We start from the raw sequence: 23,596 nt of genomic DNA, 5'->3' as shown, positions 1-23,596 counted from the left end.
AAGCCGTTTCTCAAGGCTAATGGTGATGAGTGTGTAAAGAAGAAGTTAGCCTAACATTAGACTTAACTTTAAATTTAGTGCGTTAGCAACATCGTTAGTAGAGAATTACGCTAGATAAAGCAAGTGATGACCAAAAAACCGCTCGGTAAAGATCATCACTGACAAAACGCTTGATCTATGCTCTGCTCTATTTGCGGAATGTATCCTGATTGTCTAAGAACCACTGATACGTAGTCGCTAATCCTTGTTCTAATGACACTTGTGCTTTCCAACCTAGATTAGCTAAACGTGACACATCCATCAGTTTACGTGGTGTGCCATCCGGCTTGGTAGTATCAAAGACAATTTTACCTTGATAACCCACCACTTTTGCCACGGTTTCGACCAGCTCTCGAATGGTGCAATCGATACCCGTCCCAACATTAATATGGCTTAACATGGGTTCAGTATTGGCTTGATAGGTTTCTTCGTCCAAATTCATCACATAGATAGACGCCGCCGCCATTTCATCGACATATAAGAATTCGCGCATCGGTTTACCCGTACCCCACGCTACAACTTCCGCTTGGTTGGCTAATTTCGCTTCATGGAAACGACGCAGCAGTGCAGGAATCACATGGGAGTTTTCTGGATGAAAGTTATCATTCATACCATACAAGTTGGTTGGCATTACCGAACGATAATTACGGCCATATTGACGATTGTATGACTCACACATTTTAATACCAGCAATCTTAGCAATTGCATACGGTTCGTTAGTCTCTTCTAATGTTCCCGTTAGTAATGCATCTTCTCGCATTGGCTGCTCAGCCAGTTTTGGGTAAATGCACGAAGAGCCTAAAAACAATAATTCTTGAACACCGGCTTCGTGAGCACTGTGAATAATATTGTTTTGAATGGTTAAGTTTTCATAAATAAACTCAGCAGGATAAGTATTATTCGCCACAATACCGCCCACTTTTGCCGCCGCCAAATAGACCTGCTCTATCTGCTGTTCTTGAAAAAACTTTCTGACTTCAAGTTGATCAAGTAAGTTTAACTCGCTGCGATCACGGGTAATAATGTCAACCAAACCTTCTTGGCTAAGTTGACGAACAATCGCCGAGCCGACCATTCCTTTATGACCCGCAACAAATACACGTTTTTTACTCATAATGCCTTCATTCCTACAATAGCTGAATTCCATAATAAATCCGCATGCTATAAAAAAAGCCAGTGAATCACATAGGTGGTCTCACTGGCTTTTATTTCTAACAATCGAACATAAATGAAAAAATTAATTAAGATTCAATCGATACGTTGACATCGAAACCACTCGCTTTTAATAAAGCGTGCTGTTGAGATTGTTTTAAATCTTCACGTACCATTTCGGCACACATCTCTTCTACTGTGATTTCTGGTACCCAACCTAGCTTCTCTTTTGCTTTTGCGGGGTCACCTAATAAGGTTTCGACTTCTGCTGGGCGGTAGTATTTTGGATCGACTCTCACAATCACATCACCCACACTCAATGCCGCTGCATTATCACCTTCAATGGCAACAACGGTCGCGATTTCTTGCTCTTCTTTACCAGAGAACTCAAGAGTGATACCAAGTTCAAGTGCTGACAAGCGGACAAACTCACGAACCGAGATTTGCTTACCGGTCGCGATAACAAAATCTTCTGCTTTATCTTGTTGCAACATCATCCATTGCATACGAACGTAATCTTTTGCATGACCCCAGTCGCGCAGCGAATCCATGTTACCTAAGTATAGACATTTCTCTAAACCTTGCGAAATATTGGCTAATGCACGCGTGATCTTGCGGGTCACAAAGGTTTCGCCACGGCGGGGTGATTCGTGGTTAAACAAAATACCGTTACACGCATACATTCCATAGGCTTCACGGTAGTTAACAGTAATCCAGTAAGCGTACATTTTAGCCACAGCATAAGGCGAACGTGGGTGAAATGGCGTGGTCTCTTTTTGCGGTATTTCTTGCACTAAACCGTATAGTTCAGAAGTGGATGCTTGATAGAAACGGGTTTTCTTTTCTAAGCCTAAAAAGCGAATCGCTTCTAATAAACGCAGTGTGCCCATTGCGTCGACATCTGCAGTGTATTCTGGTGATTCAAACGATACGGCAACGTGTGATTGTGCACCAAGGTTATACACTTCATCCGGTTGAACTTCTTTGATAATACGGATCAGGTTTGAACTGTCGCTCAAGTCGCCATAATGCAAAAACAGATTTGCTTTAGTCTCATGAGGATCTTGGTAGATATGATCGATACGAGAGGTATTGAACGATGAAGCACGGCGTTTAATACCATGGACCTCATAACCTTTTTCTAATAATAGTTCAGCAAGGTATGAACCATCTTGGCCCGTAATACCCGTAATTAAAGCCACTTTCTTTGACATTGTAATTTCCTATAAATAAATATTGGTATTCTAATTATTTAAGCGTAAATAATAACCTACTAAACTAATTGATACTGCTCTGATAATGCAAGCATATCTTGATGAAAACGTTCAAGTATTACCGATTTATCAAGATACTGCTCCGCGTAACGCCTTGCAATTAAATTTGGTTGAGTTAAATCATTTTCTAAAAGATTTTCAATACCTTTAACAAAGGCATCTAGATTTTCCGGTTCTACCAATTGATAAATATCAGGATGCTTGTCTGCCAATATCCCAAGCTCTGTGTGTGCTTCAGCAGTAACTAAAGCGTGCCCTCCAACAGAAAGAATATTAGTCAATTTAGAAGGTAATACCGCGTCCGCGGCACCTTTACGTTGCACGACGAGGTGGATATCTGCCATTGCAAGCATTTCTGGTACTCTATCCCAAGGTTGCAAAGGTTTGAAAAATACGTTGCTTAGCGCTTTGTCATTAACAATGGCTTGCAGTTTGTCTAAAACCGAACCAGTACCGACAAAGACAAACTTGACATTCGGATTGATTTGAAAATGATGAGCTGCATCAAGCACCATTTCTAAGCCTTGCTTAGCTCCCATGTTGCCTGCGTATAATACAATTTTGTCACTTTTATCGAAGCCAAACTCTTCACGAAGTTTACTACTGTCAACGCGAGGATTAACAAATTGCGTATCTGACCAATTAGGGAAGAACAATAACTTGTCTTCAGATACTCCTTTGTTTTTTACATTATCCAACATGGTGTAAGAGATACTAGAAACTGCATCGAAACGTTTCAGCCAAAAAGATTCAACACTGCGAGCCAGCTTAGACAGTCTTCCTTCGCCCATCATGCCTAAGCCAAACATCGCATCAAGTTCGAAATCTTGAATGTGCATAACAGCCTTAGCGCGAGTTAGCTTTGCCAATAATAAAGCAGCAGGAGCACAAAAAAAGGTGGGTTGAACGACAAAGATAACATCTGGAGACTTAAAAATTTGCCCTAACATGGCAAGTCCAGAACTAAGTGCAAAACTCGATAAGTGCAACAAGCGCTTAAGCGTAGAGACTTTCTTTGGAATGTAAATAGGGCAACGTAATACGTTCACGCCATCGATATTTTCGGCTTTATAGCTAAGTGGTGAGTGTCCTTCTCCAACTTGCCATTCTGGGTAATAAGGAGGGGCAACCACTGCTGTTACTTCAGCACCAGCTTCCACAAGTACAGGAGCCATTTCACCATTGTATTTGCCAATTCCCGTGAGTTCAGGAGAGTAATTAAGACTATGCAATATTATCTTCATAATTCTACTCGAGGTTTAATTGGTTTAGCGGGGTTACCCATGCAAATCATTCCTTCAGGCATATCTTTATACACAGAGCTTCTTGCACCAATAACAGCTCCCTTACCAATAGTCACTCCAGGGGCAACAAAGACATCGGTAGCGATCCAAGTTTGTTCTTCGATCACTACTTTTTGGGAGTAAATATCGAAAGATGGAGTGGTATAATCATGACTCGCAGCACAAATGTAAGAACGCTGAGAAATAACGGCATTTTTGCCAACTTCTATTTCACCCAAGCTATACAACTCTGCATGATCCCCTATCCAAGCATTGTCACCAATCTTAACTTTCCACGGATAGGTGATTTTCACACTTGGTCGAATTATTACATTTTTGCCAACTTGAGCACCAAAACAACGGAGTAAAAAATTTCTCCATTTATAGGCAAATTGGGGAGAGCAAGCAAAAAAGGATCCTTGAATAATCCACCATAATTGAACGCAGATTGCACCACGCCCTCTGAAATTAGCAGGAAGTGAGAATCTGTTTAGTTGTTGATAGATCATATATAACATCCTTATTAGTGGTCAATATTAACACCATACAAGCGGTAAATTATTTGCTTAATTTCAGCCTCAGGCATGATATCAATTTGAGCTTCAACTTCAGATACTTTTACATCGACTAACAATCGGTACCAAAAAGCTTGTAGAAAATGAAAAACAAAACCCTTACCTCCATCAAGAAAGCCTAAACGAACGAAGTATCTATAAATAAAATATAATAAAGGTCTTAAACCTAAAGGTAATTTAGAATAAACTTTCTCTTTGAGAATCCGCTTAATCTTCGCTTGTGGGTCATTTGTTTTATTAAGAGATTTATCTATTTCCATAAATTTATATTTATGATTCAATAAATCTATCATCTCTCTTGTGGAGTAACTATTGTGCTTATTTGTCCACCACTCGATGTTATTTAAATTATCATCTACAATATCGTGATCGAGAATTATTGTATTAGGTTTTTCAATTACAATATGTTCATCCATCCAACGTTGTTCAATGTGACCAATACCCGTATGCCACAACCTTAATAACACGTGAGGATAGAAACCGCCAAAGCGAATCCATTTACCTTTGAAAAATACCTTCCTCTTCAAATAAAGACCATTAACTCCCGGATTCATTGTTGGCAGTTTTAACTTCAACTCAGCAATTAATTCTGGCTCTAAATATTCATCAGCATCCATTCTCATAGTCCATTGGGTATCAATAGCTGAATTATCGAGCCCCCATTGGAATTGATCCGAATAATTTACCCATTCATGTTGATATACAGTTGCACCAAGAAATTGACAAAGTTCAACAGTGTTATCAGTAGAATATGAGTCGATTACAACTACTCGACTAACAACACCCAACAAACTGTTTATACAACGTTCTATATGCTTACTTTCATTAAAAGTAAGAATAACTACAGTAATATCTAACATTATTTATGTGTCTCGCGATTAAAGTTAATATCATTATTTGGACTTTGATGATGTAGACCTTGAAAACGTCTGATTTTTCAATATATCTAAATGGCGGAGTTTTTCATCATTATTGAATCTATCTTTAATTTTACTTGCAGGTATACCACCATGAATTTCACAAGCTCCAACATCTCGCGTAACTACACTACCAGCAGCTATAATTGCGCCATCGCCTATTTTACAACCAGCCATAATTATGCATCGATGACCGATCCAAACGTCATTGCCAATGCGCGTAGGCGTTGATTCTTCCCGACCGGAGTAAACAATTGGAGTCCCCACTACGTCAAAGCAATGATCGCCGCCAACAATAGAAACCTGAGTTGCTAGCATTGTATAATTCCCGACAAACACATAAGGTGGGATAGTTGCACCTGATCCAATATAAGAAAATTCACCAACTTCTATGTCTCGGCTAATATCGGAAAAAAGGTGCACATGAGATGTGTAGTGAACATTTCTCCTAAATGTTAACAAGTTTTGAAGTCTATTTCTTATAAAGCGCAAATGAAGTTTAAACTGGTTAATTATCATACTTCAAAGCCTTGTTAATTCGTCTTAATTGACTTTCAGGAGAATAATACTTTTCTATAACTTCTATACATTTTTCATCAACATTTAATATTGGGTTATTTATATACTGCACAACTGTATTAACTAGAGAATCAATGCTTCCTTCTTCGAATAAGATGCCTGTTTTATTTTCAATTATCGCTTCATATTCAGGCATTTGTAACTCAAAATTATCATGAGTTATCACTGGAATACCGTACCCCATAACATGCATTGCCGTTAAACCTATTTCACCAGGCGATATACAAAGATCACTGCTCAATAATAATTCACATAACTCGCTTTCGTCATACGTCTTACCATAAAAATTAACTTGTTCTAGCAGCGATGGTTTATTAGCCACCATTTTCTCTAAAGTTGTTCTAGCTTCTCCGTCTCCGATCAATAACAAATTTACGTATATCTGATTACCCTTGAGTCTATCTACTAATTCAATCAACATATCCAGCTTTTTATGGAAAGTTAGTCGGCCAACAAAAACCAATTGAAAATGGTTAGATTTAAACAAGCTATTCTTTCTTTCTAAGATCTGACTCTTATTGATCTTACTCTTTAGAGATTTTTGATTAGAAAAGTCTAATGAATTATATATAACGTGGAGTTTTTCTTCAGAGATACCGCGTTCAATTAACTTATTTTTAGAATTGTTTCCGTAAAGTAGTAACCCATCTGATAATCGGTACATGATTATCTTTAATTTAGTACTAAGGGTAGGTTTATGAACAAATCCATGGGTCCATAGATAAGAACGTGTTTTCATGAACTTATTTAATATCAGGCAAATCCAAGTTGTTATAAAATTTGGGTCCCCTAAATATATTATTGAATCATACTTTCCGGTAATCACATGAGATATTAACCCCAATTGCCACAACACTTTCTTTCCTAGCCAAGTATTTTTTAAGGCGATAAACTTATCATTAGGAAAATCAATATTTGTAAGTTCAATATCATTATTAGATACGACATCAGAAGCAATAAAAAAATTACCAGAATTTACGAGTTCGCTAAAAATAGGCTTTCTATATTTAGCTATATAATGATATACAATTAAGGTTTTAGGTGAATTTGACATTTTATAACTCTAATGAAATGTTAGCATAGATGTTCTACTGGTACTGATGAATAAGAATCTTGCCAAGATTAATGATAAGTAAATTAAAAAACCTAATTAATGCGAGTAATTTTCTTATACATCTTTAAAGATTTTAGATATTCCCTAAAAGTAGGTTCTAAATAAGATGATATTAATGAGGCAATGGCAATGACTATGGCAATAGAGCATATCAAACGTTGTGAATTAGTTAAGTCAGTATATTCATATAATTTAACATAAATTCCACGGCCAACCAAATAGTGAATCAAATATAACGGATAAGTCATTAACCCTACCTTCCTAGCCACCAATTTAAAATATTCACTTCCGTTACCAAGGGTTGAGCGAATCAAAAAGCAGGATACTACCCAAATAAAAAAAGGGAACAAGGCTGATTCAGAAGCACCGTAATCGCCATAAATTTTGAATATATACTCAACAGAACCTGATATATTAACAAATGATACTATTAGTCCTATAATAACTAAAGGCACAATACACTTAAAACCAGCTAACTTCTTATATCTGGCCAATAAAATACCAATAGCAAAAAAACTACCATGCTCCAACACCAACCTACGAGCCAGTTGCCCAGCCAATTTGATTTCATTTAACACTAAAATGTCTAAAACGTGATAAAATAACGAACCGAAAAGCAAAATGTATATTAGTATTCCAATATATTTCTTGCCAAAAAAATATAAAATTAGAAAAACATAAAAATAGAATACTAGCTCAACAATCAGAGTCCAAACAACTCCGTCGATATGTGGCCCCATTGGAAATAGTGTTACACTTTTTAAAAAGCTACCAAATAACTCGCCCCATAACAAATCTGGCTTCATGTTTATTAAAAAAACAAACGATATTAGTGTGCAAATCCATAACCCTGGAAATATCCTTAGAGCACGGTCAACCAAAAATTGTACCGCTGACGTACTCCGATCCGCGCTAATTGAGATAACAAAACCTGATATCGTAAAGAAAATCGGTACGCCAATCCAACCATAATATATAAATGAAGGCACATTACTATAAAAAAATTGATATGCTTCGACCTCACCTTGATAGATTCGATGCACAGGGACTAGCAAATTGCCAATTAGATGTAAACTAACAACATATAAAGCACAAAAAAATCTTAAAAAATCCATCATTACATAATGATTTTTTAAACTACACTTATTCATAATTTATCTACTTAATCTGTACTCGAAATTTAATTTTCTGATTTGTCCATTTGAGAAAAATTATTCTAAATAAATATAGTGATAATAATTACCAGTCTTTATTGTAATATCACCTTAAGTTATATAATCTAATTACTCTTCTAACACTACAAATCAAATTCGACTTTCATCATAGTTCCAAGAAAAGATTAACCAACTAAACCAAACAGCGATAGCCGCAGGTTCCATAACGATAGGTTGAGCGGTCATACATATTAATATAAATGGGATACATCCGGAAAAAAATAAAAAACTATGGAATATTGAAAAAGACAATATTAAAATAAGTAGAATTAAATAAATAAACCCATAAGTTCGGGAAGCTGAAAGTATATTTATTGCGTTAGTATGATAAATACTCCAACCTGAACCATCGCCAAAAAATACGTTCTCAATATCGAAAAATGCCCAAAATTGATCATAACGCTCGGCAAAAGAGCCACTACCGGAATCCATTTTAGCTTGAATACCAATTCCATCTAGCGAATAAAATACCGGCCATAAAATTAAGGTAAATGCAATTATAATAAATAGTGAATTACGTAACTTCATACCAAAGTAATCACCTGCGATTAATACAGCTGGTAATAAAGCAATAAAGCCAAGGCTAGATAGAGAACACAATGATCCTGTTATAAAGCATATTGTTGTCCACATAGGCCAACGCCGTAAATAGGAATAGGTTGCTCCCCAACATGCAAAAGCCGGCACGACTCCAGGTTCTCTATAAAATCCACTTAATCTTGGTATATGACCAAATCCTACATCAACCAAATTGAAAGTTAACGTCCAAGGGAAAATGACATAGCCATTAGCTTCATACGTATAACTATAATCATAAACATGCAGTGCTTCATAGGTAATGCCCAACGATAATAAAACAAAACTTATTGTGATACTAAAACAACTGATAAAAATGGCAAAAGCAAATCCATCAAAAAAACCCCTAATCCTATTTTTTTCCTGGCTAGAGTAGAAGATTGCAATAACAGGGAGAATTGCCAATAGCACTCCTTTAAACACGAAGCTAGCATCAACTAATCCGATAACTGCTGAGTGCCAAAGCATATAAACACTAAATAAGGCAACAAAACTGCTTTGAACAATGAGCGGCTGTTTATATCTAAAATTATAATGAACGCTTCTATTTCTCGTAATGTATATCAATAAAATGATTGCCGTTATGAGAAATGATAGGTGAAATGAGTAAACTTCTCCTAATGCATGTGGGCGCATCAAACCGACTAGACACCCTAAAATAGTCGCTAGTATTACTTCTAATTTTTGTTTAGATAGAACCATAAATATAAAACTGCCACTACATTAAGCAAATAAAAGATCGAAGGTTAATTTTAGTTATTTCTTCAACATATCAAAAACATATATCAAGAAAGGTACTTGATTGTTTATTTTCAAAGAAATGTTGATGAGTGCTCAAAGAGTTTACACCTGAAGCCAAATTAGTATTTATTATTTCATTATATTCTAATGAAATATGGTCTAACTTCTCTGCTAATGCTATTTTTTCCAAAACAGACCCTTTTCTAATAATTGGTTTATTTTTATATTGTAACGTGCGCCCAAAAACACCAGAAGACTGATCGTATTGTGGGCTATATAAGTTCCAGATGAAATCGCTAGATCGATATAATGCAACTAATTGATTATTTGAAATAAAACTATCGATAAAAAGAATATTTTTATCATCAATATCATTAATAAAATGTCTACAATTATCAGAAATTTTTCCTGCCGATATAAATAGTAATTTTTCGTTGTTTTTCTTTGACATTTCAATAAACTTGTCAAAACCTTTATTTACATCCTGTTTACCAATAGCGGATACTATTTTTCGTCCTGCTGCAATACGCTTAATTTCATGTTCATGCCTACTAACTTCTAATTTATTACATTGACTTTCCAAGTACTCTTTATCCCAAAATTGAAAGTCATAGATCCAATCATCACATATATCACTCAAATTCCTATCTAAATAAAAAGGAATAATAGAAATAGTTTTAGAATTTTCAAAGTACTTAAGTAGTATTAATACGTTTTTCTTTATTTTCAATCTTAGTGAATTACCTCTAGTGCATTCGACACCTCTAAATAATAAACCTGAAGTTTTTCGCTTTAATAAAATTCTAAATAATGAAATAAGAACATATAAAAAAAAATTTTCTTCTATCATTAAAAAAAGAAGTGGTTCTTTTCTTGTTAGCATATTTTTAAAGCTAACTCTCTCACCGTTCATGTATTGACTACAAAAATTTATATAATCTAATCGATGACCAGATTCGTATCGAGAATAAAAATTAAATTCCATTAAATGTGCCATATTTATCGTTATTAAGTGAGATTATAAATTAATCCAAATATTTTTTTGCATCGTCTTGAATCTGTCTAAATTTTTCAATTGTAAGAGAGGTATCTCTATCGAAATTATCCGAAATAACTTGGAGTGCCGCTACAGGCCAATTCCACCACTGTGATTCAATAAGAGCGGCTCTCAACTCTTTATCTTCATGACGATATTTAATCACTTTAGCTGGCACTCCCCCTACAATAGCGTAAGGCGGGACATCTTTAGTAACAATAGACCCCGAGGCAACTACAGCACCATCACCGATCGTAACACCATGTTTAATGAAGGCATCAGACCCTACCCAAACATCATTTCCGATAATAACTCTTTTTAAAGCATTAGGATATTTGTCGATAGTACTTAAAGTTAAATTCGGATGTTGTTTTTTATCAGGCATATAGAATAATGAGTGATATGATACTTGATCCAACGGATGATCCCCCCCCCCACCAACAACGCTACGGCGTGTTACGGTGGTAAATGCTCCGATGGTAGCATTGCTTAAAGTAGCACCATTAATTCTCGAGAACCTACCAATTGATGAATTAGAAATCGTTGCACCATCTAAAATATGTGCATACTCAGAGAAACTTGAATTAGGTGAAACATCAGTATTCCAGTGAGCATGAAAGCCTTCCACCAACTTTATCATTTTTTTTCGTTTATAAAGCAACCAAATCAAGCTTTGCTTATTAAGCTTCATGATATTTTCCTAATCATTTTAATGGACTGAATGTGAAAAAATGGGATACGAATTAGCTCTGCGATAATAAACGTCGTAAATATTACGCCAACAGTACCTAGCTCTAGAACATAAGCCTTATTTATAATTACCATTGCGCCTACACATATGAACGAAAATACCGCTTGATTTTTAAAATGTCCGGTACCATTAAGCAGCATGGCGTAACAAATATTAATATTCGATGCGATCATCCATAATGAGAACCCCAGTATAAGCATTTGAGAAGGAATTAACTGACCACCCAACCAAAAAGTGATGAGAAACTCACCTACAAACTGAAATGCGACGGCGGCGATCACGCTAAGCAAAACCACTAATTTTATCGATTTTTTAAGTGTGCTCTGTACCCAGAGTTTATCGCCACGATGAAATGCTTCACCATAAACCACCCACAACGGCTGAAGTGCCATACCAATCATAGAGGCAGCTAATCCAATTAATTTTTGAGCTACGGTATATTCCGCGACAGCGACCATGCCTAATGTTGAAGATATAATCATTGTTGGTATGTTCATTTTTACAGAATAAATCAATTGCACCATCACTGTCCAAGCCCCAGCTGACATTAGAGGAGACAAATACACCTTTGATGGCTTCACGAACCGAGGTCTTAAATCTTCATTTTTGCTATAAAAATAGATTCCATATAAAAGCCGAATTAATGATGGTGAGACTATAAATAGAACTGTTAAACCCGTTAATCCTAAGTCAAAATGAACAGATAAGAATATGGACAATAAACTTGCGATACTCCCAACCACATTTACATTATTTGCAATATATGTTTTCTGGATGCCTCCGAGCACTCGTAAAACTAATGCTATCGGCATATTAATTAGGAATGCATAGATACTGTACTGTAAAGTAATAACTGCAATTTGAAGAAACTTTTGATCTTCTATTTTAAATAACATTTCTACTTGTAAAAAGCTAAAAACTAAATATGAAAGCACAGCAACACAAAATGCTAATCCTGAAATCAACAAATATGCATTCGAAATATAGTACTTAGGTGAGTCTTTATCTTCGCGACCGCAGCACTTACTTAGTGCATTCTGCAGCCCCATTCCAATACCTAAATCAGAGAAACCTAAAAAGGCTACAAACCCTGAGATCACCATCCATACAGCAAAGCCTTCAGCTCCCAAATAACCGAGTGTCAGTGGAGTAGTTATAAGTGTTGAACCGATAGAGATAAACTTTGCTAAGACAGATGTCCCAATTGAAATAAGCAGACGAAAGTTTCTTGTTCGAATATGTGTATCCCTTGAATTACTTAATTTTGAAATTAACTTTGACATTAATACCGGTATCCTGATGTTTTCTAAAAGGAAGAATAAGTCTGAGCTATTTCATTTTAGAACACTCAAATTTTACAAAATGTTAAGTCCTCAATGACTCACTACAAATTACATTTAAAATAATAATCAATGACTACTATTTTTCTTCCACATTAGACTCATACATGGCATATTCGCCATAACCATATTCCACATTTGCTAGTTTACGATTAATTTGATTAACAACCACACCTTGGATGTTGACTTCATGCTGAATTAACTTAGCAAACGCTTTTTTCACTGAATCTTGCTTAGTCTCATTCGCCTTAACTACCAATAATGCATTTTGCGTTAATTGACCAATGATTAGTGAATCACTTACCGGTAAGCTGGGTGGTGTATCGATGATCATGTGAGCAAACTGTTGCTCAAGTGTATCTAGAACCTGAGCAAACTTAGGTGAACTAAGTAGTTCTTGTGGATTTGTCACCAACATCCCAGCCGGCAAGATTGTCAAACCAGATCTTTCATCTTTGTATAAGCAGTCCGCAAGTTCGGTACCCATAAGCAAATGATTACTCAGTCCCTGTTGAAACTTTTTAAAACCAAAACGTTCTGCTACTGACGATTTACGCAGGTCACAGTCAATCAAAATCGTATTTTCTAAGCTTGCGTAAGCCATCGCAATATTGATTGCAACGGTCGTTTTTCCTTCGGATGGCAAAGAAGACGTAATGGCCAGACGCTTATTGTCCCGATTATTAAGCATTAATGAGGTTCGAATCGAACGAATCGATTCTCCAAATGCGACTTCATTCGCTTCAAATAAAACCGAGTTATCAAGAGGTTTTTTCTTAAAGCGATTAGCCTTGATTTGAGGTATCGAACCAAGTGGGATAAGACCAAAACGGTCTTCAAAATCTTTACTGGATTCAATCGTGTGCTTCATCACATCACCAATAAGCACAAGTACGATTGCTAGTCCTAAACTAGTAATAAAAGCCAAAACAACGATAAGGCTTTTTCGCGGTGCACTGGCAACTTGTGGAATTTCAGCTTCGGCAGCAAAACGGGCAACGGTTGAATTGAAATCTTGTGTTGCACTGGTTTCTTTTTGACGAGTTAAAAAGACATTCAATACATCACGGTTGGTGGCTACATCACGTTTGAGTGAGGCGTAACGATTCTTTTTTACTGACAATGATTGAAATTCATCACGACGCTGAGTGATAGTGGCTTGAAGTGATGCTTCCTGTCTACGTAACGCCTGAACCTCTTTATTAAAGCCACTGACGAGATTGCTAATGGTTGTTACAGCCCGCTCTTCTACTGCATCTAATCTGGCTTGAGCGGCTATCATTTTGTCGTGTCGATCTCCATAACGCTTACGTAGCTCATTAACTTCATTCTGTGCTTCCAATTCGGCCTTGCGAATGGCCACTACTTGTGGGTGGGTAGAAATAGAGGGAATCGAGGTAATTGATGCCACATCCTGAGTATTGGCATTTCTAAGTGCAGAATATGCCGACTCAACCTCGATACGGCGATCACGAACTTCAGACAAGCTCTGTGTTAAATTAGCCAACTCTTGACTGGCCAAGGCATCAATACCACTGTCGTCGATCAATTTTTCTTGTACTAGGTAGTCTGATAAGGCTTTTTCTGAGCTAGCCAATTGACCTTGTAGCTCCGCTAGGCGCCCTGCAATCCAACCTGAAGCATATTTGGTCACTTCTAAGCGAGCCTCTAGGTTTTGTTCGATATAAGAACGCCCCACTTCGTTGGCAATTTTGGTCGCCAACTTCGGGTCTTGCGAGGTAAAGCTAATTTTTACCAACTGAGTATTTCGAATTGGGCCAATAGATAATTTTTTTGTAAAGTTATTGATAACTGCTTGCTTTATAGCTTCATCAATGTCTTCTTGCAATGGTTTAGGGCCATCGTGTTTAAGCAAAGAAGAGACTAATGGAAGTTCTTTTATACTTTCCATAAGCGTTTTTTTATGGTCAAGGTGATGATTAAACTCTGGATTTTTAGCCAAGTTAAGCTTTTCGATCACACGCTTAGCAATGGGAATCGACTTTAGAATTTCAAATTGAGTTTGGTAGTACTCTTTTTGGCTCGAATCAATCCCAACCACTTCTTGAATTGAGATCACTTTGTTCTCTTGTGCCTCAATCAGCAAAGTCGCCGTCGCTGTATATTTCGGAGTCATTTGTAGAACGAGTAATACGGTAAGCCCTGTCACCATGATAGTAAACAGGGTGATTTTCAACCAATTTTGCTTTAAGAGTTTGAAGTAATAAGAAAGATCGATGATATCTTTTGAATTTGAGTCTTGTAGTATTTGATGCATGCAATAAACCTAACCTATTTGTAGACTTCTGTACGTGATTTTACTTTAATCAAAAAGCGCTAATATTAAATACCGATAAAAATATAGGTGGAAACAACTCGATTACCAAAAAGAGCTCACCACATAAATGGTATCGCCAGGGCCGACGGGATCATTTAAGTCCGATCTTTTTTTGTTATCTAATAGGTCTTCAATTTGATCTTGGGTTAAACCTTGCGTTTCATTTGCTTTGGTTAAGTAAATACCCTTAGTCTTACGGTATTTCGCTAAAAAGCCACCGGCGAGTGCAATCGCTTTTTGTACGGTTAAATCGGGCTGGTATTCATAACCACCGGGGTTATTTACAACGCCATTAATATAGACATTGCGATATTTAACAATGTTAACCGTGACTTTTGGATCCATCAGGTAGTTACCATCCAAACCTGCTGCAATGGCTTCTTGCAATGCTTTAGGCGATTTTCCTTTAAGATCGATGACACCCACATATGGATAATCGAGTGCTTCACCACTGTCGATAAGGTACTCTTCAAATGAGAGTTCTTCTTCTCCGTAAACTGAGATTCGAATCGTATCCCCTGCACCCAACGTATATGCTGCCTGCGCAGAGCTTATAAAGAAACAACAGGCACTTAACACCAACAGTGCGCATTTCATTATTTTGTTCAACATCATCTACCCTTTTATGTGTGTACATCTATTAGAAAGCTATAAGAAAAAGTGCTATGTAAAAGCTTTATGTGAAAACAGCGTACGGTTAATACGCTGTTTTACCTATAAACCCTTTAAATGCGGTCAAAAATATTATTTTTATATCGAGCCATAGGCTCCAGTTCTGGATATAAACTAAATCGAATTCAACTCGCTTTTCCATTTTATCCAGAGTCTCTGTTTCGCCACGTAAACCATTCACTTGTGCCCACCCGGTAATGCCCGGTTTGACATGGTGACGCAGCATGTATTTGTTTATTAGGCTACGGTACTCTTCATTATGTGCCACTGCATGTGGACGAGGCCCCACGATGGACATTTGCCCAGTAATGACATTAATAAACTGAGGTAATTCGTCTAACGAGGTGCGACGAATAAACGCGCCAAACTTAGTGATACGTGGGTCACCTTTGGTTGCCTGCTTCACCACTGCGCCATTATCCATCGCTTTCATTGAGCGGAACTTCCACACCAGAATCGGTTTACCGTCTAGACCGTACCGTTCTTGCTTAAAGATAATCGGCCCAGGAGACGAAAGTTTTACGCCAATCGCAACCGCGCAAAGCACTGGACTTATGAGAATTGTTATTATGGATGCAAATACGACATCTTCAATCCGTTTTACTATCGAGGTTAATCCATAAAAAGGAGAATCGTAGACTGAAAGTGTCACCATATTGCCGACGTTCTTGAGGCGCGATTGCATGAGGTCGAATGTGAAGAAATCGGGAACAACATGAACTCGGGCATTGGCATCGGCGAACGCATTTAAAATCTGTTTAATTCGCTTAGAGGCTTCCATTGGCAGTGCAATGTAGACTTCTTGCACTGAATGGCTTTTGGCTAATTCTAAGGCATCATCAATCCTGCCGAGAATGGGCGCAGGCAAGCCAACTAAACCAATTCGATCTACACCGCGATCGTCGTAAAATCCAACTAATGCCTCACTCTGGCGACCACGCTGCTTAAGTTCTTGAGCAAGCTGAATTCCAGAACGTGTCGCACCTATGACAATGACTTTACGCTTGCCCATTTCAGCTGGAAACAGGAGGCGAACTACATAGACAAATGCGAAACGCCAGCCGATAAGCAAGAGTGGTGTGAAAACAAACCAAGATCCCATCACCACACGAGAATAATCTTCAGAGATTTTTAAAAAGAAGCTTACGCCTAACGTGATCGCCATGCACACCGTCCAGGAAGCAAGGATGGCAATAAATATGTCACGTAGGGTAGAAAATCGGAAGGTTAAATAGACGCCAGCTATCTCAGCGACCAAATAAAATAACACCACCACGGCTGCCAGTGTTAATTCATAAATGATGTCGAACGAACCAAGATAATAAATGGACAGTCCATAGAAAAGAGAGGTAATAATCGTGAGGTCAAAAATCTTGAAGGCTACTGCGGATTCTTCGCCCTGATATTTAATACGACTTCCATGTTTCATAACTGTGGAATTTACCTATTTTTTATATATTTTTATGAATTGAGCTGTGAGTTTTTCATGAATTAAGTACGCTACCGCCCTTAGGTTATAGCTCCCCACTTGCTCAATCTAACCAACCATTTTACCGTTAAGATTGTCTCAATCGGTAGACGTATACACTTGTTTTCAATACTTATTTATTCTTATTATGAGCTTTTTTCTATCTCATCAACGTTCTAACTAGCACGTCGATACTGTATTATTTCGAGCGTTTTTTGCCACAGATCACTTAATCTAGTCCATTTATATATCAAAAATTAGACATACGACTATTATTCACTTGTTAGTCGGTCAACACAACGAGAAATAGAATGACTAATGACAACATTATTCACTCATCTCAGGTTTAAGACACTCTGTTTCAATATGTCACATTGATTAACATGGCACATAAAAACCCACACCAATATTTATCTGAGTTATATTAGTGTGTTGTTTTAAACATATTTCTGTTAAATCAGAGTGGTAAATTTAAATGAAGCGAAGAGAACCGCTAGAATTGCTTATTTATTATTAGTACTATCAATTGCAAATAGAACTCACTTCAGAATCAACGTTATTTGGAAATAAGCCTTAGTTGTAAACTACGTTGGCTGCTTCGTTCATGTTTTCCATGCCACCATTGGCGCATTTCTCGACTACTTTGTCACCAGAAGTAATGATATTGTTGTTTTCAACCGTCACAGTATTCGCATTTCGATTAACAAATGTTGTGTATACACAGACGCCAATGAAGTTATCACTTTTCTCAATGAGGACATTATCTTTAATCACCACGTTTCCATGACCAACGGCAATACCGTTTGCTCGATAACCGTTGATATTTGTCACACCTGAAATGTTATTGTGCTCAATTCTAACGTTAGAATCTTCACCGTATCTCGCCGCAGTCGCAACAGTGATCGCCCCATTAAAGTGAAGCTGAGTATCGGTAATGGTATTCGACTTAATTAGGACATTTTTGGCGTTAATTTTTACGTCGATCGCTTCATTGCCCGAATTGAAAATGTGGTTACCAACAACTTCAATATCGTAGAGCTCTTCGTTATAGTTATCTCTACCATCACCAAGATAAATACCCTCTCCATATTGAGAGTTTTTCTTACCGATATTGCTGATGACATTATTGCGAACAACAAAATTTGATAGTGGCTGTTGAGAGATTTCTGACTTGATGACGATACCTTCTTGGCCGATATCGTAAATGTTATTACCGGTGAAAGTCATATCCGATGAACCCGTGGAATATATCCCGTACAAGCCACCCGTGATTTTCAAACCCGATACCACAATATTCTTCGAATTTTTGATAGCAACGCCCGTCCCAGAATAGTTGTGGCTAAGAATCACAACCTCTTCACCTGGTACTGAACGTATCGTTATATAATCCGATCCGCCATCAATGTCACTGATACCAAATGCGGAATAAATCCCTTGCTTAAAACAAATGGTGTCGCCCGATACGCTATTTTGCAACGCCTTTTCAATGTCGAAAAAGAGATCATCTTCAGCTGGTTCTTCATCAGAATCTACCGAAGAAACCCCATTAGTAACATAAATGGAGCAGGCCTCGGCATCGCGGTGTGGCCAAGAAAACAACAATATTGTAAAAACTAAACTGGCTATAAATGCTTTACTTCCAATAAAACTTTTGAAGTAACACATAACATACTCCTGTAAAAACCAAACTCATCCCTGATAGTACACATAGATAGATAAACGCATCTAAATAAACCAGTCCATCTTTGACCAGTGTAGTTGCATTAAAAAACAACAGATTTAGATATGGAACTAAAATTAGAACAAAAATAAGCAATAGGTTCGTACGTGACAAACTTTTGAATATACGTTTGTGCATAAGCCAGAAGCATTGAATGAAATTGATCACGTAGCCGGCTACCAATAACTGACATAACAAAACTAAATCGGTTAATAAAACGCCCGAAATGATCATCGCTACGTTAACAATTGAGCTAAATACCCCACAGTAGAACTGCAACTTGGATGCACCCACTGCTTGATAAATCCCACCTGTCGAGCTCAAAACCATTTGTAATGGAATACTTATTGAGAAAATCGCTAAGTAGACGCCTGCTTCTGCCCATTGAGAACCAAACATAATAAAGACAATTTCTTCACTTCCCCAGAATAAAACTGATGATACGAAGATCCCTAACATCGCGAGTTTAAACGCTATCGGGTAATACTCTTTCTCGATCACATCGGGCTGATCTTTATATTTGGTTAAGACCGGTTGCAATGCAGGTGTTATTGCGAAGGTAAACAATTGAAGTGGGTAACGCATCACTTGATACGACTTCTCATAAAAACCGACCGTTGCCACACCAAAATATTTGGTGATCAACAAGGTATCTAAGTTTCTTGAAAAGTAGTTCAAAACGTTAAATAGAACTTGGAATTTAGCGAAAGCATAGAGAGAGGAAATAGCGGAGACGTTGCGCCCAAAACTGGCTTGTCCAATTTCAGTATCGGCCGATTGCAGATAGTAAAATACAAATCTAAACACCGGCACGAAGAGTAATTTACTTGCCAATGCTTCAACACCGTAACCAAAGTAAAACAGTATTAGGGTAATCCCCAATGAAATTAATTCTGCATAGACTTCAGCTCGTGCCAAAATCATAAACTTGGCGTCTTTTTGCAACGATGCCATTGGCAGCATTGACAGTGCTGAGAACAACACATTAATTGCCAATACCCATGAGAGTACTTCTACGTACTCCAACCCTAACCAAACGACTAAATATGGCGTCGCGAATAGAAAGACGATTGAGCAAACAATTCCGATCAACAATGTTGCCGAAAAAATCCCATTTCGTTCTTTTGTCGTTAGAGTACCTTTGTATACGACCGCAGGCGCTAAACCTGAGTTTGCGATCAATTGGAAGAAAAGTATGAAAACTTGAAATGCCGCTACAACACCAAACATTTCAGGCGTAAACAAGCGAGATAATATGGCTAATGATACGATTTGGAATATATAGAGAAAATACTTTCCAAGCAGGCTCGATAAAATGGCTTTATTCAGCTCTTTTTTAATTTTCACAACTTTCCCTTGTCGTCACTGCATATTAAAAAAGGGCGGCATACTACCACCCTAAAAGAAAGAAATATACCATCTAACTTGTTAGAATGTCCTTGAATTTAAGGGCAAAATCTTGGTTTATGATGTCACGTTCTTCATCATAAATGCGATACTGACACAGTTCTTCATAAGTAATGTCGGTAAACTCATCCTCAGGGAAAATAACATCAAAGTTTACATTGCGGATTTCGTTAGCAATTTGCAATTGATGATCATCTGAAAACTCGTTGTGCTCTGCCACTCTTGGGAAGAACATCGTCTTCTTACTGTAAGAGAGTACTAGGTGAATACTGCCAATACCACAATGACTGACCACTAATGACGCATCTTTGACAATACCACCGACTTGGTCTCGAGGTAAAAGATCATAAACCTCATAGTTTGCAGGAGGATTTGTCAGCGTTGATTTCCCAGTTTGAATGATCCATTTAACACGTTCGTCTTGATAGATACTCAGTTTGGAGATCCTTTCAAGAAGACGATCAAATTTATAGTCATTTGTTCCAAGGGTCACAAATACCGTTGGCGTATCCGTCGTATGGTATGACGCACTGTCATCAACATTTTCATTCAATATATCAAAACATTTTCCGATATATTTGAGATTCTTTTCCTTTGCCATCGCTTCCCACTGGCAATACATGTCATCAGCCAGCTTATGTTTGTGAATAAATGAAGCGGTATTAGATAACTCTTGAACCCGAGACAAAGTATCGAGATAAACAAAGTTAGTACGCAATATTCTTGATGCAACACCGAACCCTAGTGCAATCGGCCCACCAGTTGAAATAATACTTTTTGGTTTATATTTCAGTATGTAATACATAGCAATGAAAACATTCAGAAAGTGATAAAAGTAGTTAAACTGGGTATCGATAATCCCAAGTATTTTCTTAACTCTATGGTCAGAAAAGTCCTTAGAGTTAGTACACAAAATGACTTTTTCACACTGACTGATTGCACATAATGCTTGAGTTAAATGTCCCCCAGCAGACGCAATAAGCAGGATATTGTTATTCGACTTATTCATTTCACTTCCTCTATGTTTACGCTACTTATAACCCTATTAGTCATATATTTTACCTTTATAGACATCGACGATACGACCACTACCCTAACGATAGCCCATCATAAGTTAAGCCTCACATGGAGGCTTAACTTCTGCGAACTGATATTTTTAACTAATACAGTGAAACTAAATTAAGACAGCTGTTTATTCAGTAAACCAGAGATTATTCTCAAGCTATCTTTCTCATACTCGTAAATAATACTATCAAAATCGACATTACTTTGATTGTTAGCTACTGAGGCCAAACATGCGTTTGAAATTGACTGAGCGTCGTTAGCACAAAATACGGAGAAGTCAGAAAATAGCTCTCGCGTTAATGAGCTGTCTGAGATGATTAGCGATTTTCGTGCAGCCATAGCTTCAATAGCACCACTAGGTTGAGTGCCTTCTCTTGTTGACAACACCAATATTGAGTTGCATTGGTTTAGAATTTGGTTAAATACTTCTTCAGAGACAAAACCCAAAAACAGCAAATTACTTGGCAATTCATAACTCGTATCATTGATGAACTTTAGCACTTGCTCTTTGCTCTTTGTTATTACGAAGCTAATATCTGGGGTCATTTTTATCGCGTCGAGCATTTCAATAACTGGCTCGTCATGACCTAGACCACATGGGATAAATATATAGTCAGTAGGTAACTCATATTTTTCTAAAAGAGTTAGATCAGGAGTTAACTCTATTACTTCGGGTACCAAATCCTTTACAACTTCAACATTACTAAGAGATTTAAAATCATCGCCCACGTAGTTAAATACTTGTCCATTATGTGCAAACACCTTAACTTGCTTAGCGAGTATCTGCGTTAGAAATGGGAAGCGGCTCCAGCTTGATTCGTAAAATAAATTATTATGTCCATCTACGACAATCGATAACTTAGAGTTGAAAAATTTAGCTAAATAAGCTGAATATAATAGAAAGACGCTTGGGACCTGCAAAAATGCTATGCCATCATGACGAAGTAACTTAATAAAACTCAAAAATGATTTTAAAAGTGTGCCTAAAATTCTGAACAGCACATTGCGTTTTTCAAATGAAAATGAAAGATTATATTCTTCCATATTAAATCGTTCTTGAATAGTTTTCGTTCTGCGTTGATATTTAACCCAACTAATAAATAAGCTACTACTTATCATCTTTAACCCCATTTACCAAGTATTCACGAGCCAATGTAAAATATGACACGACAAAAATTATCCATATAAAACTCTGACGATTAAAAATAGTAGACTCCGTAATATTCCCTATAACAAGGAAAAGAACTAAATATATTGAAATAATACTATACCTATAGCCTTTCAATATTTTACATAGTTGCATATAACGGAAAATCAATACGGTAGTTAACATCAGCAAAACGATTCCGCCAGATACCATGAGATCCAAATACCCATTGTGAGCTTGGTTTATCAATGATAAGTAGCCTTCTCCGTATAATACATTGTAGGCGTTATCACCTACTCCCCAGAAAGATCCATACCCCATACCAAGAAGGATATCATTACCAATATAAGTACGAACAAACTCCCAAATAGCGCCTCGTCCTGTAATTAATAATGGGTCGACGTCAAAAGCAGACAACACATAAAGCATCGTAAGTATTGTTGATGTAATCAAAGCAAACGCGGCTAGCTTAATTAATTTATCTTCGCCGAATAGTCTATAAAGAAGTATAAAGCCAAATGTCATTGTCATTGATGTCTTTGACATAGTAAGAATAAGCATAACTATTGAACATAGGAGAAAAACTCTAACTATTCTTGCTTTTGACAGAAATAATAAATTATAAAAATATATTGTAAATATCGAATATGTCATGCCCGCAATATTTTTTTGGCCATGAATGCCTCTTAAACTATCGCTTAAATCTATCCCGTTATAAAACATTACAGCAACAAGATCGAGCACAAGAATTGGAACAAAGGCTAAAAAGTATATATTCCAAATATCAAAATCATCATCTCTAGACATTATTATCATCCCAATAGAAGTCATTGAAACAATAAAGAATAGCGAGCGTTTTAAACTAGTCATTGGGTAATCGGCAATAACACTACCAAATAGTAGAAACGCAAAGATAGCAAAAATAATAAATAGATCGACCTTAATTCTTAATGCATGATCACTAGAAAAATTTTGCCTTGAATAAATCAAAAGCAAAAACCCGCTAATAAAGCATACAGGCCATATAAGTTGATTAAATAATGAGCCGGTGGATAATTTCTCTACTTCATCAGCCAAATCTAATTCAATCAAGTCTACCGCACCAAACTTGGGCGCAAAAACACTCTGAACCAGTAATAGCAAAAATAAAATAAGAGTATAGGATACTATCTTTTTGTCTATATACAT

The 23,596-nt window shown here is 37.0% G+C and carries 20 protein-coding genes; all 20 read right to left on the bottom strand.

Features of this window, described 5'->3' with window-relative positions; all coding sequences use genetic code 11:
- Nucleotides 1-187 precede the first annotated feature (187 nt).
- Complete coding sequence (gene fcl, locus ACXJY6_RS14695) at nucleotides 188-1,153, bottom strand: GDP-L-fucose synthase (protein ID WP_458768779.1); 966 nt, start codon at nucleotides 1,151-1,153, stop codon at nucleotides 188-190.
- Nucleotides 1,154-1,280: 127 nt separating this feature from the next.
- Entirely contained in the window at nucleotides 1,281-2,405 is a 1,125-nt protein-coding gene (gmd, locus tag ACXJY6_RS14690) for a GDP-mannose 4,6-dehydratase (protein WP_458768778.1), read from the bottom strand.
- A gap of 59 nt (nucleotides 2,406-2,464) precedes the next feature.
- On the bottom strand, nucleotides 2,465-3,709 hold the full coding sequence (locus tag ACXJY6_RS14685) for a WcaI family glycosyltransferase (protein ID WP_458768777.1): 1,245 nt from the start codon (nucleotides 3,707-3,709) through the stop codon (nucleotides 2,465-2,467).
- Nucleotides 3,706-4,257 carry a putative colanic acid biosynthesis acetyltransferase gene (locus ACXJY6_RS14680; RefSeq protein WP_458768776.1) on the bottom strand — a complete coding sequence of 184 codons (552 nt, stop codon included), beginning with the start codon at nucleotides 4,255-4,257 and terminating at the stop codon, nucleotides 3,706-3,708. Before ACXJY6_RS14680 ends, ACXJY6_RS14685 begins: the two co-directional genes overlap by 4 nt.
- 14 nt (nucleotides 4,258-4,271) lie before the next feature.
- Nucleotides 4,272-5,183, bottom strand: a complete 912-nt coding sequence (locus ACXJY6_RS14675) for a glycosyltransferase family 2 protein (RefSeq protein WP_458768775.1) — start codon at nucleotides 5,181-5,183, stop codon at nucleotides 4,272-4,274.
- Nucleotides 5,184-5,216: 33 nt separating this feature from the next.
- A complete protein-coding gene (locus tag ACXJY6_RS14670) occupies nucleotides 5,217-5,759 on the bottom strand; it encodes a CatB-related O-acetyltransferase (RefSeq protein ID WP_458768774.1) in 543 nt (180 codons plus the stop codon).
- Nucleotides 5,749-6,873, bottom strand: coding sequence for a glycosyltransferase (locus tag ACXJY6_RS14665; protein WP_458768773.1), 1,125 nt, complete (start codon nucleotides 6,871-6,873; stop codon nucleotides 5,749-5,751). Before ACXJY6_RS14665 ends, ACXJY6_RS14670 begins: the two co-directional genes overlap by 11 nt.
- 92 nt (nucleotides 6,874-6,965) lie before the next feature.
- Nucleotides 6,966-8,084: an acyltransferase family protein gene (locus ACXJY6_RS14660; protein ID WP_458768772.1), complete on the bottom strand. Its 1,119-nt coding sequence runs from the start codon at nucleotides 8,082-8,084 to the stop codon at nucleotides 6,966-6,968.
- A gap of 153 nt (nucleotides 8,085-8,237) precedes the next feature.
- Nucleotides 8,238-9,425, bottom strand: a complete 1,188-nt coding sequence (locus ACXJY6_RS14655) for a hypothetical protein (RefSeq protein WP_458768771.1) — start codon at nucleotides 9,423-9,425, stop codon at nucleotides 8,238-8,240.
- A 70-nt stretch (nucleotides 9,426-9,495) separates the two neighbouring features.
- Complete coding sequence (locus ACXJY6_RS14650) at nucleotides 9,496-10,449, bottom strand: hypothetical protein (RefSeq protein WP_458768770.1); 954 nt, start codon at nucleotides 10,447-10,449, stop codon at nucleotides 9,496-9,498.
- Between the two features lie 40 nt (nucleotides 10,450-10,489).
- The gene (locus tag ACXJY6_RS14645) at nucleotides 10,490-11,191 is read right to left on the bottom strand and encodes a CatB-related O-acetyltransferase (RefSeq protein ID WP_458768769.1); all 702 of its coding nucleotides are present in this window, start codon (nucleotides 11,189-11,191) and stop codon (nucleotides 10,490-10,492) included.
- Complete coding sequence (locus tag ACXJY6_RS14640; RefSeq protein WP_458768768.1) at nucleotides 11,188-12,534, bottom strand: lipopolysaccharide biosynthesis protein; 1,347 nt, start codon at nucleotides 12,532-12,534, stop codon at nucleotides 11,188-11,190. Before ACXJY6_RS14640 ends, ACXJY6_RS14645 begins: the two co-directional genes overlap by 4 nt.
- Nucleotides 12,535-12,670: 136 nt before the next feature.
- On the bottom strand, nucleotides 12,671-14,869 hold the full coding sequence (locus ACXJY6_RS14635) for a GumC family protein (protein WP_458768767.1): 2,199 nt from the start codon (nucleotides 14,867-14,869) through the stop codon (nucleotides 12,671-12,673).
- Between the two features lie 102 nt (nucleotides 14,870-14,971).
- A complete protein-coding gene (locus ACXJY6_RS14630; protein ID WP_458768766.1) occupies nucleotides 14,972-15,541 on the bottom strand; it encodes a polysaccharide biosynthesis/export family protein in 570 nt (189 codons plus the stop codon).
- Nucleotides 15,542-15,626: 85 nt separating this feature from the next.
- Nucleotides 15,627-17,030, bottom strand: a complete 1,404-nt coding sequence (locus tag ACXJY6_RS14625; RefSeq protein WP_458768765.1) for an undecaprenyl-phosphate glucose phosphotransferase — start codon at nucleotides 17,028-17,030, stop codon at nucleotides 15,627-15,629.
- Between the two features lie 612 nt (nucleotides 17,031-17,642).
- Nucleotides 17,643-18,734 carry a right-handed parallel beta-helix repeat-containing protein gene (locus tag ACXJY6_RS14620; RefSeq protein ID WP_458768764.1) on the bottom strand — a complete coding sequence of 364 codons (1,092 nt, stop codon included), beginning with the start codon at nucleotides 18,732-18,734 and terminating at the stop codon, nucleotides 17,643-17,645.
- Nucleotides 18,703-20,136 carry an oligosaccharide flippase family protein gene (locus ACXJY6_RS14615; RefSeq protein WP_458768763.1) on the bottom strand — a complete coding sequence of 478 codons (1,434 nt, stop codon included), beginning with the start codon at nucleotides 20,134-20,136 and terminating at the stop codon, nucleotides 18,703-18,705. Before ACXJY6_RS14615 ends, ACXJY6_RS14620 begins: the two co-directional genes overlap by 32 nt.
- Before the next feature lie 73 nt (nucleotides 20,137-20,209).
- Nucleotides 20,210-21,205, bottom strand: a complete 996-nt coding sequence (locus ACXJY6_RS14610) for a glycosyltransferase (protein WP_458768762.1) — start codon at nucleotides 21,203-21,205, stop codon at nucleotides 20,210-20,212.
- 170 nt (nucleotides 21,206-21,375) lie between these two features.
- Nucleotides 21,376-22,380 carry a glycosyltransferase gene (locus ACXJY6_RS14605; RefSeq protein ID WP_458768761.1) on the bottom strand — a complete coding sequence of 335 codons (1,005 nt, stop codon included), beginning with the start codon at nucleotides 22,378-22,380 and terminating at the stop codon, nucleotides 21,376-21,378.
- Entirely contained in the window at nucleotides 22,370-23,596 is a 1,227-nt protein-coding gene (locus tag ACXJY6_RS14600; RefSeq protein WP_458768760.1) for an O-antigen ligase family protein, read from the bottom strand. The genes ACXJY6_RS14605 and ACXJY6_RS14600 overlap by 11 nt, the downstream gene beginning before the upstream one ends.

Source organism: Vibrio phycocola (genome assembly GCF_054404255.1).
The sequence above is the reverse complement of the archived record's forward strand: the minus strand, read 5'-3'. Positions and strand labels throughout refer to the sequence as shown.

Bases quoted from the DNA above. Each gene is read 5' to 3' on its own strand.
- ACXJY6_RS14610 (WP_458768762.1), bottom strand. From the start codon at position 21,205: ATGAATAAGTCGAATAACAATATCCTGCTTATTGCGTCTGCTGGGGGA.
- ACXJY6_RS14670 (WP_458768774.1), bottom strand. From the start codon at position 5,759: ATGATAATTAACCAGTTTAAACTTCATTTGCGCTTTATAAGAAATAGA.
- ACXJY6_RS14620 (WP_458768764.1), bottom strand. From the start codon at position 18,734: ATGTGTTACTTCAAAAGTTTTATTGGAAGTAAAGCATTTATAGCCAGT.
- ACXJY6_RS14675 (WP_458768775.1), bottom strand. From the start codon at position 5,183: ATGTTAGATATTACTGTAGTTATTCTTACTTTTAATGAAAGTAAGCAT.
- ACXJY6_RS14635 (WP_458768767.1), bottom strand. From the start codon at position 14,869: ATGCATCAAATACTACAAGACTCAAATTCAAAAGATATCATCGATCTT.
- ACXJY6_RS14655 (WP_458768771.1), bottom strand. From the start codon at position 9,425: ATGGTTCTATCTAAACAAAAATTAGAAGTAATACTAGCGACTATTTTA.
- ACXJY6_RS14650 (WP_458768770.1), bottom strand. From the start codon at position 10,449: ATGGAATTTAATTTTTATTCTCGATACGAATCTGGTCATCGATTAGAT.
- ACXJY6_RS14625 (WP_458768765.1), bottom strand. From the start codon at position 17,030: ATGAAACATGGAAGTCGTATTAAATATCAGGGCGAAGAATCCGCAGTA.
- ACXJY6_RS14645 (WP_458768769.1), bottom strand. From the start codon at position 11,191: ATGAAGCTTAATAAGCAAAGCTTGATTTGGTTGCTTTATAAACGAAAA.
- ACXJY6_RS14665 (WP_458768773.1), bottom strand. From the start codon at position 6,873: ATGTCAAATTCACCTAAAACCTTAATTGTATATCATTATATAGCTAAA.
- fcl (WP_458768779.1), bottom strand. From the start codon at position 1,153: ATGAGTAAAAAACGTGTATTTGTTGCGGGTCATAAAGGAATGGTCGGC.
- ACXJY6_RS14660 (WP_458768772.1), bottom strand. From the start codon at position 8,084: ATGAATAAGTGTAGTTTAAAAAATCATTATGTAATGATGGATTTTTTA.
- ACXJY6_RS14640 (WP_458768768.1), bottom strand. From the start codon at position 12,534: ATGTCAAAGTTAATTTCAAAATTAAGTAATTCAAGGGATACACATATT.
- gmd (WP_458768778.1), bottom strand. From the start codon at position 2,405: ATGTCAAAGAAAGTGGCTTTAATTACGGGTATTACGGGCCAAGATGGT.
- ACXJY6_RS14600 (WP_458768760.1), bottom strand. From the start codon at position 23,596: ATGTATATAGACAAAAAGATAGTATCCTATACTCTTATTTTATTTTTG.
- ACXJY6_RS14605 (WP_458768761.1), bottom strand. From the start codon at position 22,380: ATGATAAGTAGTAGCTTATTTATTAGTTGGGTTAAATATCAACGCAGA.
- ACXJY6_RS14680 (WP_458768776.1), bottom strand. From the start codon at position 4,257: ATGATCTATCAACAACTAAACAGATTCTCACTTCCTGCTAATTTCAGA.
- ACXJY6_RS14685 (WP_458768777.1), bottom strand. From the start codon at position 3,709: ATGAAGATAATATTGCATAGTCTTAATTACTCTCCTGAACTCACGGGA.
- ACXJY6_RS14630 (WP_458768766.1), bottom strand. From the start codon at position 15,541: ATGTTGAACAAAATAATGAAATGCGCACTGTTGGTGTTAAGTGCCTGT.